16 protein-coding genes and 1 pseudogene are annotated in these 15,047 nt (G+C 41.8%); 8 read left to right on the forward strand and 9 right to left on the reverse strand.

Going from position 1 to position 15,047, the window contains the following annotated elements; all coding sequences use genetic code 11:
- From accD to GMD1S_RS00295, 5 genes and pseudogenes are all read left to right on the forward strand, one after another.
- The gene (accD, locus tag GMD1S_RS00275; RefSeq protein ID WP_001173376.1) at window positions 1–867 is read left to right on the forward strand and encodes an acetyl-CoA carboxylase, carboxyltransferase subunit beta; all 867 of its coding nucleotides are present in this window, start codon (window positions 1–3) and stop codon (window positions 865–867) included.
- Window positions 864–1,631 (forward strand): acetyl-CoA carboxylase carboxyl transferase subunit alpha, encoded by a 768-nt coding sequence (locus GMD1S_RS00280; RefSeq protein ID WP_001017372.1) that lies wholly within the window; start codon window positions 864–866, stop codon window positions 1,629–1,631. The genes accD and GMD1S_RS00280 overlap by 4 nt, the downstream gene beginning before the upstream one ends.
- A gap of 150 nt (window positions 1,632–1,781) precedes the next feature.
- Window positions 1,782–2,483: pseudogene (locus tag GMD1S_RS00285) on the forward strand (lysostaphin resistance A-like protein).
- A 126-nt stretch (window positions 2,484–2,609) separates the two neighbouring features.
- Entirely contained in the window at window positions 2,610–2,885 is a 276-nt protein-coding gene (locus tag GMD1S_RS00290; protein ID WP_008275472.1) for a hypothetical protein, read from the forward strand.
- A gap of 26 nt (window positions 2,886–2,911) precedes the next feature.
- Window positions 2,912–3,637, forward strand: coding sequence for a CPBP family intramembrane glutamic endopeptidase (locus GMD1S_RS00295; protein ID WP_000732995.1), 726 nt, complete (start codon window positions 2,912–2,914; stop codon window positions 3,635–3,637).
- A 49-nt stretch (window positions 3,638–3,686) separates the two neighbouring features.
- Here the strand turns inward: GMD1S_RS00295 and nusB are convergent, their stop codons facing one another.
- The 9 genes from nusB to gatC all read right to left on the reverse strand — a co-directional run bounded on the left by nusB (window position 3,687) and on the right by gatC (window position 10,998).
- Window positions 3,687–4,109 carry a transcription antitermination factor NusB gene (gene nusB, locus GMD1S_RS00300; RefSeq protein WP_000203650.1) on the reverse strand — a complete coding sequence of 141 codons (423 nt, stop codon included), beginning with the start codon at window positions 4,107–4,109 and terminating at the stop codon, window positions 3,687–3,689.
- Window positions 4,102–4,491, reverse strand: a complete 390-nt coding sequence (locus GMD1S_RS00305) for an Asp23/Gls24 family envelope stress response protein (protein WP_000510584.1) — start codon at window positions 4,489–4,491, stop codon at window positions 4,102–4,104. The genes nusB and GMD1S_RS00305 overlap by 8 nt, the downstream gene beginning before the upstream one ends.
- A 21-nt stretch (window positions 4,492–4,512) precedes the next feature.
- A complete protein-coding gene (gene efp / locus GMD1S_RS00310; protein WP_000568642.1) occupies window positions 4,513–5,073 on the reverse strand; it encodes an elongation factor P in 561 nt (186 codons plus the stop codon).
- 80 nt (window positions 5,074–5,153) lie between these two features.
- Window positions 5,154–6,281 (reverse strand): SPFH domain-containing protein, encoded by a 1,128-nt coding sequence (locus tag GMD1S_RS00315; protein ID WP_000505815.1) that lies wholly within the window; start codon window positions 6,279–6,281, stop codon window positions 5,154–5,156.
- 8 nt (window positions 6,282–6,289) lie between these two features.
- On the reverse strand, window positions 6,290–7,234 hold the full coding sequence (locus tag GMD1S_RS00320) for a zinc-ribbon domain-containing transport protein (protein ID WP_000715061.1): 945 nt from the start codon (window positions 7,232–7,234) through the stop codon (window positions 6,290–6,292).
- Between the two features lie 97 nt (window positions 7,235–7,331).
- On the reverse strand, window positions 7,332–7,727 hold the full coding sequence (locus GMD1S_RS00325; protein ID WP_001031998.1) for a hypothetical protein: 396 nt from the start codon (window positions 7,725–7,727) through the stop codon (window positions 7,332–7,334).
- 57 nt (window positions 7,728–7,784) lie between these two features.
- Window positions 7,785–9,230, reverse strand: coding sequence for an Asp-tRNA(Asn)/Glu-tRNA(Gln) amidotransferase subunit GatB (gene gatB, locus GMD1S_RS00330; protein WP_001008632.1), 1,446 nt, complete (start codon window positions 9,228–9,230; stop codon window positions 7,785–7,787).
- Entirely contained in the window at window positions 9,230–10,696 is a 1,467-nt protein-coding gene (gene gatA, locus GMD1S_RS00335; RefSeq protein ID WP_000576992.1) for an Asp-tRNA(Asn)/Glu-tRNA(Gln) amidotransferase subunit GatA, read from the reverse strand. The genes gatB and gatA overlap by 1 nt, the downstream gene beginning before the upstream one ends.
- Window positions 10,696–10,998, reverse strand: a complete 303-nt coding sequence (gene gatC, locus GMD1S_RS00340) for an Asp-tRNA(Asn)/Glu-tRNA(Gln) amidotransferase subunit GatC (protein ID WP_000705411.1) — start codon at window positions 10,996–10,998, stop codon at window positions 10,696–10,698. The genes gatA and gatC overlap by 1 nt, the downstream gene beginning before the upstream one ends.
- A 165-nt stretch (window positions 10,999–11,163) precedes the next feature.
- On the opposite strand from gatC, the gene GMD1S_RS00345 reads away from it, so the two are divergent.
- From GMD1S_RS00345 to GMD1S_RS00355, 3 genes are all read left to right on the forward strand, one after another.
- Entirely contained in the window at window positions 11,164–11,856 is a 693-nt protein-coding gene (locus GMD1S_RS00345; protein WP_000468954.1) for a YwaF family protein, read from the forward strand.
- A gap of 143 nt (window positions 11,857–11,999) precedes the next feature.
- A complete protein-coding gene (locus tag GMD1S_RS00350) occupies window positions 12,000–13,544 on the forward strand; it encodes a peptide chain release factor 3 (protein ID WP_000155103.1) in 1,545 nt (514 codons plus the stop codon).
- An 849-nt stretch (window positions 13,545–14,393) separates the two neighbouring features.
- Window positions 14,394–15,047: accessory Sec-dependent serine-rich glycoprotein adhesin (locus GMD1S_RS00355; RefSeq protein WP_000466193.1), on the forward strand; the 654-nt coding region annotated here is incomplete at its 3' end.

Genomic DNA, 15,047 nt, shown 5'->3' on the forward strand with positions numbered 1-15,047 from the left:
ATGGCTCTATTTAGTAAAAAGGATAAGTATATTCGGATCAATCCTAACCGTTCCGTAAGGCAGAAACCACAAGCCAAGCCTGAGGTTCCGGATGAACTCTTCTCCCAGTGTCCTGGTTGTAAACACACCATTTACCAAAAGGATCTTGGGAGCGAACGAATTTGTCCCCATTGTAGCTATACTTTCCGTATTTCAGCTCAGGAACGCTTGGATTTGACGATTGATTCTGACACCTTTGTGGAGATGTTTACGGGTATTGAAACTCAAGATCCATTAAACTTTCCTGGCTACCAGAAAAAACTAGCTAGTATGCGTGAAAAGACAGGTTTGGATGAAGCAGTACTGACTGGTACAGCTAGCATCAAGGGACAAAAAGTTGCCCTTGGGATCATGGATTCAAACTTTATCATGGCTTCTATGGGAACCGTTGTGGGTGAAAAAATCACGCGCTTGTTTGAGTATGCAACGGTAGAAAACTTGCCAGTCGTTCTCTTCACAGCTTCTGGTGGAGCCCGTATGCAAGAAGGAATCATGAGCTTGATGCAGATGGCTAAGATTTCTGCGGCAGTTCAACGTCATTCCAAGGCAGGACTTTTTTACCTAACTATTTTAACCGATCCGACAACAGGTGGGGTGACCGCTTCTTTTGCTATGGAAGGGGATATTATCCTAGCTGAGCCACAGAGTTTGGTTGGTTTTGCTGGACGTCGTGTTATCGAAAATACAGTTCGTGAGACCTTACCGGATGACTTCCAAAAGGCAGAATTTCTGCTTGAACATGGATTTGTTGATGCAATTGTCAAACGGAGAGAATTGCCTGAAACAATTGCTAAATTAGTAAGATTGCATGGAGGAAGTCGCGGATGAATATTGCAAAAATAGTCAGAGAGGCACGCGAGCAGAGTCGCTTGACTGCACTTGATTTTGCCAATGGAATTTTTGACGAGTTTATCGAATTGCATGGAGATCGCTCTTTCCGTGATGATGGTGCGGTTATCGGTGGAATTGGTTGGTTAGGTGACCAAGCAGTAACTGTCGTTGGTATCCAAAAGGGGAAGAGTCTTCATGATAACCTCAAACGAAATTTTGGGCAACCACATCCAGAAGGCTATCGTAAGGCCTTGCGCCTGATGAAACAGGCAGAAAAGTTTGGCCGTCCAGTTGTGACCTTTATCAATACGGCGGGTGCTTACCCAGGTGTTGGTGCCGAGGAACGTGGACAAGGTGAAGCAATCGCCCGAAACCTGATGGAAATGAGTGATCTCAAGGTTCCAATCATCGCGATTATTATCGGTGAAGGTGGATCTGGTGGGGCTCTAGCTCTAGCCGTAGCTAATCGTGTCTGGATGTTAGAAAACTCAATCTACGCAGTACTTAGCCCGGAAGGATTTGCCTCTATCCTTTGGAAGGATGGAAGTCGTGCTATGGAAGCGGCGGAATTGATGAAAATCACTTCACATGAACTCCTAGAAATGGGAATTGTAGACAAGGTAATCTCAGAGGCAGGACTGTCAAGTAAAGAACTGCTAGGTTGCGTTAAAAATGAATTGCGTGCAGAACTAGATAGGTTGCAAGAACTACCACTCGACCAACTTATCGAAGAACGTTACCAACGTTTTAGAAAATACTAAGAAAATTTAAAAGCTAGAACAAATTGTTCTAGCTATTTTGATAATAGAGCATGGATAAACATCAATACTCTAGATAAATAATAAAAACATATCAATAGTCTATCCTCTATATAGCCCTAATAGAGAGTTTACCATTAGGAGAGAGAAAGAATGAAAAAGACAATACATTTAGGAATCTGTATGATTTTAATGTTCCTGTACATTTATTTAACGCCATTAGGAGCTATAACTCTAGCTAGAACCTTTGGTTTAGGAATGGACAGCTATATAATCTTCCTAGTTGGAGAAGTGTTACTTATTTTCTTTTTATTCGTTTTGTGGTTGAAAAAGAAGAAGATGCTCTTTATCTTTGAGAAAAAGGATTGACGCTGGTCTTATCTCGCTTTCTTGGTAGCTTGTTTCCTTATCTATTCTTTTTTAAATGGATTTAGAATGCAGAATATTCGATTGATTGACCATAGTTTTATTTTCCAAGACCTTCTTTCAGAACTTTACTTAAACGGAAAAGAAACGACTCTATCAAGTCTTATATATTTAATCTTTAATGTTTCGATTGTACCTGTTGTTGAGGAGACAATCTATAGAGGTTATTTTATGAATACCTTCTTTCCGAAGTCGGAGTTTTATTTGGATGTGATCTTGTCTTCTTTCATCTTTGGGCTCAGTCACTTGGTTCTATCCCATCGTGACCCCATCAGTCTCATCATTTATAGTATTCTTGGTCTTCTGTTTGCAGTTACTTATCGAGTTACGGGTAGTCTTCGATTTACTATTGTTTGTCATAGTTTCTATAATGCGATTCCCTATGCTCCGTCGCTCTTATTTTATATCTATTATTTGATTTTTAGATAGTGGAGACAAAGAAAAAAGTGTTTGATATTTGTCGAACACTTTTTCTAATTTGATGGGAAGATAGAGAAATCTCTTTTATCAATTTCTTATTTCTCAATGAGTAGAGCTACCATTTAGGATGAAAAATTGACAGTTGAGGAGATGGACTATAAAATAGATAAAAAAGATATATACTGTAGATGTAAGCTGACAAAAATTTATTTTAAGGAGCTACTTGATAGGACAGGTACAGAAACATTTACAGTTCTTTCATCTGAGGACTTAGAGCAAGTTTCAGGTGGTGGTATGATTTGGTTAGTTGACGATAGACATTGGGATTCGCCATATGCATATAGTTTAGCGACAGAATGGAGTACAATACGTAATAGAATGACTGGTTATGGTAACGGAATTATACCTTAATAGTCTAATAATTTAAAGGGGTAAGTATGAAAAAACTAGGGCATTTGGGAGTCTATACATCACTGGTATTTCTATCGATTTACCTACCAGAGTTAGGGATTATGCATCTAACTAAGTTTTTAGGATGGGGGATAGATGGCTATTCTATCTTTTTAACAGTTGAAGTAATAGCTCTTTTGCTATTATTTATCTACTGGCTCAAAAAGAAAGAGATGCTCTATATTTTTGAGAAAAAGGGTTCAAAGAAGTCAAGATTCTTTTACCTTGTATTTGGTCTAGTGGCTACTTATTTTGAACGTCAATTGGTGGATGCTTTTCAGTTACAGTTTCATCACCTAATTGATAACAAGTATATCTTTCAAGACCTTCTTTCGATTCTATACTCCAATGGGCAACCAACTTTTCTATCAACTGTTCTCAGTTTTAGTTTAACAGTAATCGTCGCACCTATATTAGAGGAACTGATTCATAGAGGGTACTTTATGAATACCTTCTTTCCCCAGTCCAAGTACTATCTGGATGTTATCCTATCTGCTCTTATCTTTGGACTTAGTCATTTGATCCTAACTCACCGAGATCCTATCAGTTTGATTATTTATAGTTTAGGCGGTCTCTTCTATGCCCTTGTCTACCGATGGACAAAGAACTTAAAAATTACCATCCTGTGCCATAGTTTTTTCAACTTTCTCATTTATGCAAAACCCATCTGGATTTTTGTTTATAATTATATCTATTATCATTTTTTTAGATAGTAGGAGGCAAAGAAAAAAGTGTTTGATAATTGTCAAACACTTTTTCTTTTTACTGTTCTTCTGTTACAAACTGGCTGAGCAGTCCGTTGATAAAACGGGCAGATTTTTGATCTGAGAAGTCCTTTGCAAGCTCAATAGCTTCATTAACCGCCACCAACTGTGGGGTGTCGAATGAAGTGATTTCAAAGACTCCCAAGCGAAGGAGGTTTCTCTCCACGAGTGTTAAACGCTCGATGGTCCAACCTGCTTTTAAATGCTGTGTGATTTGCTTGTCTAGTTCTTCCTTTTTAGCCTGAACACCAGAAACTAGCTCTGTCAAAAAGGCTGGAAGTTGCACATCCGTATCTTCACGATCATGAGTATAGGCGAAACGACAAGCAGTTTCGACATCCGTACCGAATTCAAGGCTTATGAGAGCTTGAAAAGCGCATTTACGGAGTTGGCGTCTAGATTCTAATAGTGGACTAGTCATTGAGGAAGTCCTCGTCAAATAGATCTTTCAATTCTGGTTTTGGTGTTTTATCTGGAACGATACCTGCAACGTGAATATTGATAGCAGCGAGTTCTACATCAGCCATATTGCGGACGGCATCTTTAACAGCTTTCTGGATAGCAACAGCTACCTTAGGAACTTTTACTCCGTACTCAAGGTAGAGATAGATATCTGCTGTGAGCTCTTCGTCCACGTTTTTAAGATAAACACCACGGCCAAGAGAAAGTTTTGAAAGGGTGTCAGATACTGATTTGTTTGAAAAAGAGTGAACACCCTCTACTTTTGCAGTAGCAATAGCAATGATTTTTTCAAGTACACGTGGGGCGATAACGATTTCGCCAAGTTGTTCTTCAATTCCCATAGAATGACCTCTTTCTAGAGATTAGGCACGAGAAACGTAAGTTCCTTCTGCAGTGTTGATAACGAGTTTTTGTCCTGCTTCGATGAAGTCTGGAACGTTTACGACAAGTCCAGTTTCCATCGTTGCTGGTTTACCAGAACCTGTAACAGTAGCACCTTTGATAGATGGTTGGGTTTCTGCAACTGTCAATTCGACAGTAGTAGGAACGGTAACACCAATCACTTCAGTTCCGTAGAATTGGATCTTCACTTCTGAGTTTTCAAGAATGTAAAGCAATTCGTTTTCAACGTTGACTACAGGGATTTCGTATTGGTCGTAAGTTTCTGTATTCATGAAGTAGGCTGTGTCATCCATTTTGTACAAGTATTGAGCTGGGACAGTCTCGATGATGGCTTGTTCAAATTTTTCCTCTGGACGGTAGCTTGTGTCAAATGTAGAACCAGTACGGACATCACGCAATTTCATACGCATGATTGTATTTCCTTTACCTGGTTTGTGGTGGCTAGCTTCCAAAACGCGGATCAATTTTCCGTCAGCTGTTTCAAAGGTCATACCAGCCTTTAATTTACTTGCTTCAATCATGTTTTTACCTCTTTAATAAATAATTTACTCTTTATTGTACCATAAAAGACAACATTACTCAAATGTCAGAAGGAGCTTAATTAGTTGACTGGTACGATATTTCCATCTTCGTCTTTAGTAACGAGGACGTATTTTCCATCGACTTCGATATAAAAATTCTTGCTAGTAGCTTGCCCAGCATTTTGAGCCGGTGCTTGATTTTGAACTTGTTGGCTTAGTTGACCACCCAGAGTTTGGCCAAGATTCATGCCCATAAACATGTTCATCCCATTGCCATTCCCTTCGTTGGCAGCTGCAGCAATAAGTGCTTCGTTACGAGCACGGCGTTCTTCGATTTCAATCGTGTTGTACTTCATTGCCACGAGCTCACTATCAAGCTTGCGAACGATATCAAGACTTTCTTGGTCGTAGCTGAGGTCTTCAAGCAAGATGTTAGTTGCTTCAATTCCGTAGAGACCTGTCCAAACCTTGTTGACCTCTTGTTTAGCGAGTTCGTTAAAGGTGTCTTGGTTGGCATTGAGGCTATAGATATCAACCTTGTTTTCGTTGGTATATTTGGCAATGGCAATCGCGATTTTTGGTGCGATATTTTGACGGAGCGTTCCTTGAGCTACATCTTGGAGAGTAAATGGCTGTCCGTCAGTAATTTGACGGCTAACAGAACTCACGTAGAAGAGGACTGGATCTGCTATTTTTACATCAAACAAGCCATAGAAACGGATATTAAGCAGCTGTTGGTAACGTTCGCTGAAGTATTCGACCGCGTTTTGTGTGCCGAACTTATTACCTGCAATAGGTTGCATGCGGATAAAAATAATTTCTTGTTGGGTGATGACTTGTCCACCGAAAGAGAAACGGTTTTTAAAGCTTTCCCAAGTGCCTTTTAAACCACCTTTTTCAAGGAGCCAGGCATTATCACCAGCTTGCCATTCGTGGCTACCAGCTTCGAGGACTTCACCAAGGAAGGTACCGTTGTTTACCAAAACAGCGGTATAGCCTTGGGGAACGATAACCACACTGCCATCCGACAAGAGTCCAGTATTTTGATTGCTGTGACGAGAACGTCCATCGGGGTCTTTAGTGAGTAATTGTCCCTTGATGGCCAAGGCGTCGCCAGAGACATTGTCTGGAAGGACGATGGCTTCCTTGAATTTACTATCATTAAAACTATTTAAGCCTGCTGATAAGGCTGCACGTATAAATCCCATAATTCCTCCTAATTATAAAGCTCGTCTTCATCCACAACATCATAGGTATCCAGTACCCATTGGTTTGGACTGCGAGAGAGATTGGCACCACAGTAGTCGCACTCGCTAACTGCAGAGATTTTCAAAGGGGCGCCACAGTTTGGACAGTGGTCGCTCACAACTTGGTCTGGATTGACTGCTTGCGTTTGGCTACCGTGTTGACGGATAAAGTTTAATTGATACACGGTGAAGAGATCTTTTTTAGGGTCTCCTTCAATGACACGGCGAGTCTCATCGTCAATGACATAGTCCCGCAAGGTAGATGACAGAATCACCACTAAGGTATCGTTTCCGTCAGGATTTTCAATGAACTCCTTGATGCGAACATTTTCGATACAAACTTTCTCTAAAACATTAGTTGTTTTAGATCGAATATGGTCCTCAAGTTGGGTACTGTGTTGGGAGTAGAGACTGGTACTTTCCAAAGCGCGGACAGAGTTCCAATTTTTCTCAGTCCAGGCAACCTGCAATTTAAGGTAGACTTCCTTAACCCAAGATGTGAAGGCTACCGCGTCAAAGTTTGGATCCCCATATTTCACACGACTAATGGCCAGTGTGTTGTGTTCAACTCGACGATGGAGCGTTTGAGAATCATTACTAGTGTAGGTTGAACTCGAATCTCCAGACTTATTCCGCAAGGATTTGACGATAACAACTAGTATGATTCCTCCGACTAATATGAACATAAATCCTAAATAGGGAGAGCTAGCAGAACTGTCAGAGGATGATCCATATCCAGAGCGGTAGTAGTGGTAGGATGATCCGCCAGAACGACTTCCACCTCCACTTGAGCGGCTGCTACTGCGGCTGCTCCCTCCACTTCTGGAATGCCCGACACCTGCATCAACGATTTGAGGCACGGATAGAAAAACAAGTAATAAACAGGTCATTAAAAGAGCGTAAAACTTTTTCATGTGTCTCCTAACTATATGATTGAAAAGGTAGAATTCTGAATTCGAATGATTATTAAACTATTAATAACCTTTAAAATAATCTAAGATATACTAGGCGTTATTTACTAGCATTTAGCTTCTTTATGGAATGGCGCTCGATGAGCCATCCCACAATCCACCCTATTGCTAGCAAGTAATTTTCAAAAGCACCGATAGCATTTACAGGAGAGTGATACTCCATATAATTGAGTAAGTGATTTGTTCCTATTCCAATTCCGCCAATAATGAGAGCAAGAAGTGCGATTCGTAGATAGAACCAATCGTATTTAATATTGATAGCGAGAATAATAATCAATACAGCTAAATTCCATATTCCAATTTCTCGTTGCCAACCAGCAGATATTCCGTACCCGGAGTGGCTTCCCATGTACGATGGAAAGAAAATTTGTAGTATAGAAGCGCCTAACATAGCGATGATGACTAAGACAAATAGCAATCGTAAAAATTTGTTCATTTATTCTCCTTGTCTCATTCTCGTCTTAAAAGTAGAAAAAAGTGTATAAAGAGTAAATTACTCACTTTCTTTCAACTTAGCCAATTCTTGTGCAAGCAGTTTAAGGGCGACTTGTGGGTTGGCTTGGCCTTTGGTTGCCTTCATAAGGAATCCTGTGAAGGCCTTGTCTGCGTTGCGTTTACCTGACTTGAAGTCGGCAACGGCAGCTTCGTTATCCGCAAAGACTTGGTGGATGATTGGGATCAAGACATCTGGATCAGAGATTTGCACCAAGCCTGCTTTTTCCACGTATTCACGCGCGCCACCGCCATTTTTAGCCAGATGGACAAAGACTTTCTTGGCAATCTTAGAAGAGATCGTGCCGTCTTCGATGATGGCAATCATTTCTACTAAGTTTTCTGGTGTTAATTCGATTTGTTCCAGTGTCTTACCTTCGGCGTTCAAGAACTGAGCAACTTCACCTTGGAGCCAGTTAGAGACTTGTTTGGCATCACCACCGAGTGCAACAGCTTTTTCAAAGAAGTCAGAAGTGACTTTGTTTGCCGTCAACTGGCTAGCATCGTAGTCTGATAAGCCAAGGTCAGATACGTAGCGCGCACGACGTTCTTTTGGAAACTCTGGTAATTCAGTGCGCATTTCCTCAATCCACTCATCTGAGATTTCAAAGAGTGGTAGGTCTGGTTCAGGGAAGTAGCGGTAGTCTGCAGCACCTTCTTTGACACGCATGAGGATGGTTGCCTTGTTAGCTTCATCGTAACGGCGTGTTTCTTGGCGAATTTGACCACCTGAGCGAAGGATTTCAGCCTGGCGTTGGACTTCGTATTCGAGACCTTTGCGAACATTTGAGAAGGAGTTGAGGTTTTTCAACTCAGTCTTGGTACCGAATTTCTCTTGACCATAAGGACGAAGGGAGATGTTGGCATCCACACGCATAGAACCTTCTTCCATCTTAACGTCAGAAATGCCAGCGTACTGGATGACTTCCTTGAGAGCTGTTAGATAAGCATAGGCTTCTTCTGGGGAACGCATGTCGGCTTCAGATACGATTTCAATCAATGGCACCCCTTGACGATTGAGGTCAACATAAGAGTAGCCATCTGTACAGTGGGTGTTTTTACCAGCGTCTTCTTCTAGGTGAGCACGTTCGATACCGATTTTCTTAGTCGTACCGTCTTCTAGCTCGACTTCAATCCAACCATTATAACCGATAGGCTCATCAAACTGAGAAATTTGGTAGGCTTTTGGATTATCAGGGTAGAAGTAGTTCTTGCGGTCGAAGTGCATGTGCTTGTGGATGTCCATGTTGAGGGCAAGAGCGGCCTTGATACCAGCATCGACAACACCTTTATTGAGAACCGGAAGTACTCCTGGGAAAGACCAGTCAATCACGTTGGTATTGGCGTTTTGGTCATTTCCGAAGTGGGCAGAAGTTGGTGAGAAGATTTTTGAATTGGTGTTGAGCTCTACGTGGACTTCAAGTCCAATGACTGTTTCAAAGTTCATTAGTTGTCACCTCCAAAAATCACGGGTTGTTGTTTGTGGTAGTCTGTTGTCGCTTCAAAAGCAGCAGCAGCTTGGTAAATGGTTTCCTCAGAGTACTTAGGACCGATCAATTGGAGACCGACTGGGAGACCTTGAGAGAATCCAGCAGGAATTGAAATTCCTGGGAGGCCTGCCAAGTTGACTGGGATGGTCAAAAGATCAGCCAAGTACATGGCAACTGGGTCGTGGTTGAGGGAGTCCAAATCGTAGGCAACACTAGGAGCAGTTGGTCCCAAAATCAAGTCGTAATCCGCAAAGACGTTTTCGAAATCTTGAATGATGAGGGTACGGACTTGTCCAGCCTTTTTGTAGTAGGCATCGTAGTAACCTGATGAAAGACTGAAAGTACCTAGCATGATACGGCGTTTTACCTCTTCACCGAAACCTTGACTACGGCTGTTCACATAGATTTCATCAAGGTTGCTTGCATCTTCTGCGCGGTAGCCGTAACGGATACCGTCAAAACGTTGCAGGTTTGAGGAAGCTTCTGAAGAAGCTATAATGTAGTAAACGGCAACACCGTATTTAGAGTGAGGAAGACTGACTTCTTCGACAATGGCACCAAGTTTTTCAAAGTGTTTGGCTGCCTTGATAATGGTTTCTTTAACTTCTGGGTCAATTCCTTCACCGAGGTATTCTTTAGGCAAAGCAATTTTCATACCTTTGATGTCTTGACCGATTTTTGAAGTAAAGTCGGCAATGCGGACAGGAGCAGAAGTCGAGTCTTTAGTATCTTCGCTGGCAATCGCATTGAGCAAGAGGGCATTTTCCTTAACAGTTGGTGCAAAAGGCCCGATTTGGTCTAGTGAGCTACCGAAAGCAATGAGACCGAATCGAGAAACCGTTCCGTAGGTTGGTTTGAGACCAACAATCCCGTTGAAGGCAGCAGGTTGGCGGATGGATCCCCCCGTATCAGAACCAAGTGACAAGCGGACTTGACCTGAAGCCACAGCTGCGGCAGAACCACTTGATGATCCACCAGGAACCTTGCTGTGGTCCCAAGCATTTTTAGTTGCACCGTAGTGGGAAGTCTCACCTGATCCACCCATGGCAAATTCGTCCATGTTGGTTTTTCCGACAACAATCATGCCCTTGGCTTTTGCATTGGCAACGGCTGTCGCATCAAAGATAGGCTCGTAGTTGTAGAGCATTTTTGAGGCTGCGGTTGTGAGGATGCCGTCTGTAGAGATGTTATCCTTAACAGCCAGTGGAATTCCTGAAAGGACATTATCCGCGTCAATTCCAGCTTCATCAATGGCTTTGGCTTGAGCAAGGGCTTGTTCTTCAGCGATAGTGACAAAAGAATTGATAGCTTTCTCGCGAGACTTGATATCTTCAAGCGTGGCTTGGGTCAATTCAGTAGCTGAAATCTCCTTAGATACAAGGAGGTTGTGCAAGTCTTCAATCGTTTTGTTATTAAAAATCATTAGGCATCTCCTCCATCATCTAGGATAGCTGGTACCTTGATATAGTAATTGTCTTTTTCAGGTACGTTTTTAAACAAGCGATCACGGTCAGTTCCTTCTTCGGCCACATCCGGGCGGAGTACGGTCTTGCGGTCTGCCATGGTCGTAGTAGGTGCGACACCAGTTGTGTCGACTTCGCCTAGCAATTCAACCATGTCAACAATTTTAGACAAGGTTGTCGCAAAGGCAGCAGTTTCTTCTTCAGAGAATTTTAATTTTGAAAGATTGGCAACGTGTGTTACCTCTTCTTGCGTAATTTTCATCTTGCATCCTTTCGTGAAATGATGATTTTTAGTCTGTTCTATTTTACCATATTTTCCTATAAATAAGGGAGCCAAACTGAAAAGAAATAGAAATTGAAAAATCGCTTTTAATTCGCTATAATGGTTAAACTAGAGAATAGAAAAAATAAGAGTTAGGATAGAAATATGTTCCATCAATTTATCACCAGATCTCAGACGGTTCCTCCTCCCATTTCGCTCTTTTGGTATGGGATTATGATGCTTACTTTAGTACTTTGTATTTATGGAGCACTTGTTTATCACAAAAATCCGAAATTTGTCCGCTTGTTTAAGGGGATTCAGATTCTCCAGTTACTTGCCCTATATAGTTGGTATGTTGGTTTTGGGATTCCCTTTTCTAACAGCCTTCCTTTTTATCATTGTCGTTTGGCTATGTTTGCGGTGGTTTTCTTGCCCGATAAATGGCGGAGCAAGCAATATTTTGCTCTCTTAGGAGCAAGTGGAGCGGTCTTTGCTTTGGTTTACCCGGTTTTTGACCCCTATGATTTCCCCCATATCACCAGTTTTTCCTTTTTGATTGGCCACTATGCCCTTCTAGTGAATTCCTTGGTTTATTTGATGAATCACTATGACAAGACCTTGCTTAAGAAGTATATGATTGTAGCCTATACCTTTGTTCTCAATCTCTTTCTAGTTGGGGTTAATCAGGTGACGGGTGGAAATTATGGTCTCTTAAGAGATACCCCGTTTATCTCGAATGCTCCTCTATGGCTAAAGTACCTTCTTGTGTCCGTCATCCTTTCGCTGGCTCTGGTTCTCTTTGATATCTTGTTCAAAAAACGGTGGAAAAAGAGAAATCAGACACAATCTGTGCTCTAGCTTGCCTTTTCGTCAGACGAGCAATTGAAAAACTCCCTAAAATCCGATATAATGGAGAGTCGAAAGGAATGGTAAAATCCAATGTAAACATCATTCTTAGCTACTGAAACAACTAAAAATAGAAAATCAAAGAAAGAGAACTTATGACTATTCAAGAAGAAATTAAGAAACGTCGTACTTTTGCTATCATCTCCCACCCGGACGCCGGGAAAACAACCATCACTGAGCAGTTGCTCTACTTTGGGGGTGAGATTCGTGAGGCTGGTACTGTAAAAGGGAAGAAAACAGGGACTTTTGCCAAATCTGACTGGATGGATATTGAGAAACAACGTGGGATTTCGGTCACGTCATCTGTTATGCAGTTTGACTATGATGGCAAGCGCGTGAATATCCTCGACACACCAGGGCATGAGGACTTCTCAGAAGATACCTATCGTACCTTGATGGCGGTGGATGCTGCGGTCATGGTCGTGGACTCTGCCAAGGGTATCGAGGCCCAAACCAAAAAATTGTTTGAGGTTGTCAAACACCGTGGCATTCCAGTCTTTACCTTTATGAACAAGCTGGACCGTGACGGTCGTGAGCCACTGGACCTCTTGCAAGAACTAGAAGAAGTCCTTGGCATTGCGAGTTATCCAATGAACTGGCCAATCGGGATGGGGAAAGCCTTCGAAGGCTTGTATGACCTCTATAACCAACGCTTGGAACTCTATAAAGGAGATGAGCGTTTTGCCAGTCTGGAAGAAGGGGATAAGCTCTTTGGAAGCAATCCTTTCTACGCTCAGGTTAAGGACGATATCGAACTGTTGCAAGAAGCAGGAAATGAATTTTCAGAAGAAGCTATTCTTGCAGGAGAACTGACTCCGGTCTTCTTCGGTTCAGCTCTGACTAACTTTGGGGTTCAGACCTTCCTTGAGACCTTCCTTAAGTTTGCTCCAGAACCTCATGGACACAAGAAAACAGACGGAGAAATTGTGGATCCTTATGACAAGGATTTCTCAGGATTTGTCTTTAAAATCCAAGCCAACATGGACCCTCGTCACCGTGACCGCATCGCCTTTGTCCGTATTGTATCGGGCGAATTTGAGCGAGGAATGAGTGTCAATTTGCCTCGTACTGGTAAGGGGGCCAAACTATCGAATGTGACTCAGTTTATGGCGGAAAGTCGTGAAAATGTGACCAATGCCGTGGCAGGTGATATTATCGGGGTTTACGATACCGGTACTTATCAAGTTGGGGATACCTTGACAGTTGGAAAAAACAAGTTTGAATTTGAACCACTGCCAACCTTTACTCCTGAAATTTTCATGAAAGTTTCTGCTAAGAACGTCATGAAACAAAAATCCTTCCACAAGGGGATTGAGCAACTGGTGCAAGAGGGAGCCATTCAGCTTTATAAGAATTACCAAACAGGCGAGTATATGCTAGGCGCTGTTGGTCAACTCCAGTTTGAAGTCTTTAAGCACCGCATGGAAGGCGAGTACAATGCCGAAGTGGTCATGAGCCCAATGGGTAAAAAGACCGTTCGCTGGATCAAGCCTGAGGACTTGGATGAACGGATGTCATCAAGCCGAAATATCTTGGCTAAAGACCGTTTTGACCAACCTGTCTTCCTCTTTGAAAATGACTTTGCTCTTCGCTGGTTTGCGGACAAGTATCCAGACGTAGAGTTGGAGGAGAAGATGTAAATCGTTACAAATGACTAGCAACACAAAGTTGCTATCATTTAACGGTAACCGCTATGGCGGTTTACCTAAACGCTTCACTAGGTAAAACCCACGAATGGTATCGATTCGTGGGTTTTGCCGTCGTAACATAAAGGAAGCGAACTAGCTAACTGCCTTACTAACTACGTTTGGCAAATAGAATCGATTTGCCAAACTCCGTGTCGTAGTGTAAAATCGGCTTACCTAAACGCTTCACTAGGAAAAATCCACGAATTTTATCGATTCGTAGATTTTTCCGTTGTAACGGGTAGTGAGAGGGCTAGCAACCTGCCTCACTAATTCATCGGCGAAAAATAATCGTTTTCGCCTCTTCGTGTCGTAGATTTCGGCTATTAATTAGTATGGCATTTTGCTTAAATGCGTCGTAAGAAAAGTCCGTGAATGCTTTCGATTCGTGGATTTTTTTGTTGGAAAGGCTAGAAAGTTACCTCGGCTACCGGCCTCATTGATTCATTTGTGAAACTGCCTTTAAATACTCTATTCCTAAAAGTCTGTGGATGCTATTGATTCATGGACTTTTTCTATATTTTGAATAAAAATCAATTCCCTGAGTGATTGGAATTATTTGCTCAAATTTTAAAGCATTTGGAAATGGTTAAAAATAAATAAAATATATTAACAGAACAATAAAATGAAAATTATATTGAAAAAACAGAATAGATTTGAAATAAAGTCATTTTTGAAATCATTTTCTTTCTTTAGAGTGTGTTATAGATATTGAATTGTCGGTATATTTGGTATATAATAAAAAGATAGTATTTTATAGGTGAATAAATTCTTTTTTATCTTTTTTATATAGAGGGAAGTAACATGTTTTTTAGACGCCAGAAAGGTGAATATAGAGAAACAGACCGTGTGACACGGTACAAATTAATCAAATCAGGGAAGCATTGGCTACGGGCCTCGACTTCCCTTTTTGGCTTATTTAAGGTGATGCGTGGAAGCGCGGATACGAGCCAAGTAAAGACAGAAATGGTTGAAAAGCAAGAAGGTCAGAAGTTGACGGGCTTGGATGTCTTGAAAGGGATAGCAGCTACGGGGACGATCTTAGGTGGTTTTGCTGCGACGCAAACGCGTGTTTATGCCAATGATGCAGTCGCTGTTGAAAAGACTGTCGAATCAAAAGATACCTTGGCGACGAGAGATTCAGTAGTACTGGGGACGACTCAGGATCATCAAGATACTGCTAGCTTGTCTCTGTCTACCAGTCAAAGCCAGTCATTGTCAGAATTAAATTCGCAGAGCGCCAGTCAATCTGCCTCTACGAGTCAGTCCATCAGTGCCTCAAGCTCTTCTAGTATGAGCCAGTCGATGAGCCAATCTGCTTCTACTAGTCAATCTTTGGCAAACAGTCAAAGTGTAACTGCTAGTTCAAGTGAATCCCTTGGAACACAAAATCAAGCGAATAGTAATCTGTCAGAGAGAGCTTCAGTTGGTGTTCAAAGTCAGTACCAAGCAAGTGAG

It is taken from the genome of Streptococcus sp. GMD1S (assembly GCF_000296875.1).
In the GTDB taxonomy this organism is placed as follows: Bacteria; Bacillota; Bacilli; order Lactobacillales; family Streptococcaceae; genus Streptococcus.

Coding starts and splice junctions, on each gene's coding strand:
- accD (WP_001173376.1), top strand. CDS start 1: ATGGCTCTATTTAGTAAAAAGGATAAGTATATTCGGATCAATCCTAAC.
- GMD1S_RS00280 (WP_001017372.1), top strand. CDS start 864: ATGAATATTGCAAAAATAGTCAGAGAGGCACGCGAGCAGAGTCGCTTG.
- GMD1S_RS00295 (WP_000732995.1), top strand. CDS start 2,912: ATGAAAAAACTAGGGCATTTGGGAGTCTATACATCACTGGTATTTCTA.
- nusB (WP_000203650.1), bottom strand. CDS start 4,109: ATGACTAGTCCACTATTAGAATCTAGACGCCAACTCCGTAAATGCGCT.
- GMD1S_RS00305 (WP_000510584.1), bottom strand. CDS start 4,491: ATGGGAATTGAAGAACAACTTGGCGAAATCGTTATCGCCCCACGTGTA.
- efp (WP_000568642.1), bottom strand. CDS start 5,073: ATGATTGAAGCAAGTAAATTAAAGGCTGGTATGACCTTTGAAACAGCT.
- GMD1S_RS00315 (WP_000505815.1), bottom strand. CDS start 6,281: ATGGGATTTATACGTGCAGCCTTATCAGCAGGCTTAAATAGTTTTAAT.
- GMD1S_RS00320 (WP_000715061.1), bottom strand. CDS start 7,234: ATGAAAAAGTTTTACGCTCTTTTAATGACCTGTTTATTACTTGTTTTT.
- GMD1S_RS00325 (WP_001031998.1), bottom strand. CDS start 7,727: ATGAACAAATTTTTACGATTGCTATTTGTCTTAGTCATCATCGCTATG.
- gatB (WP_001008632.1), bottom strand. CDS start 9,230: ATGAACTTTGAAACAGTCATTGGACTTGAAGTCCACGTAGAGCTCAAC.
- gatA (WP_000576992.1), bottom strand. CDS start 10,696: ATGATTTTTAATAACAAAACGATTGAAGACTTGCACAACCTCCTTGTA.
- gatC (WP_000705411.1), bottom strand. CDS start 10,998: ATGAAAATTACGCAAGAAGAGGTAACACACGTTGCCAATCTTTCAAAA.
- GMD1S_RS00345 (WP_000468954.1), top strand. CDS start 11,164: ATGTTCCATCAATTTATCACCAGATCTCAGACGGTTCCTCCTCCCATT.
- GMD1S_RS00350 (WP_000155103.1), top strand. CDS start 12,000: ATGACTATTCAAGAAGAAATTAAGAAACGTCGTACTTTTGCTATCATC.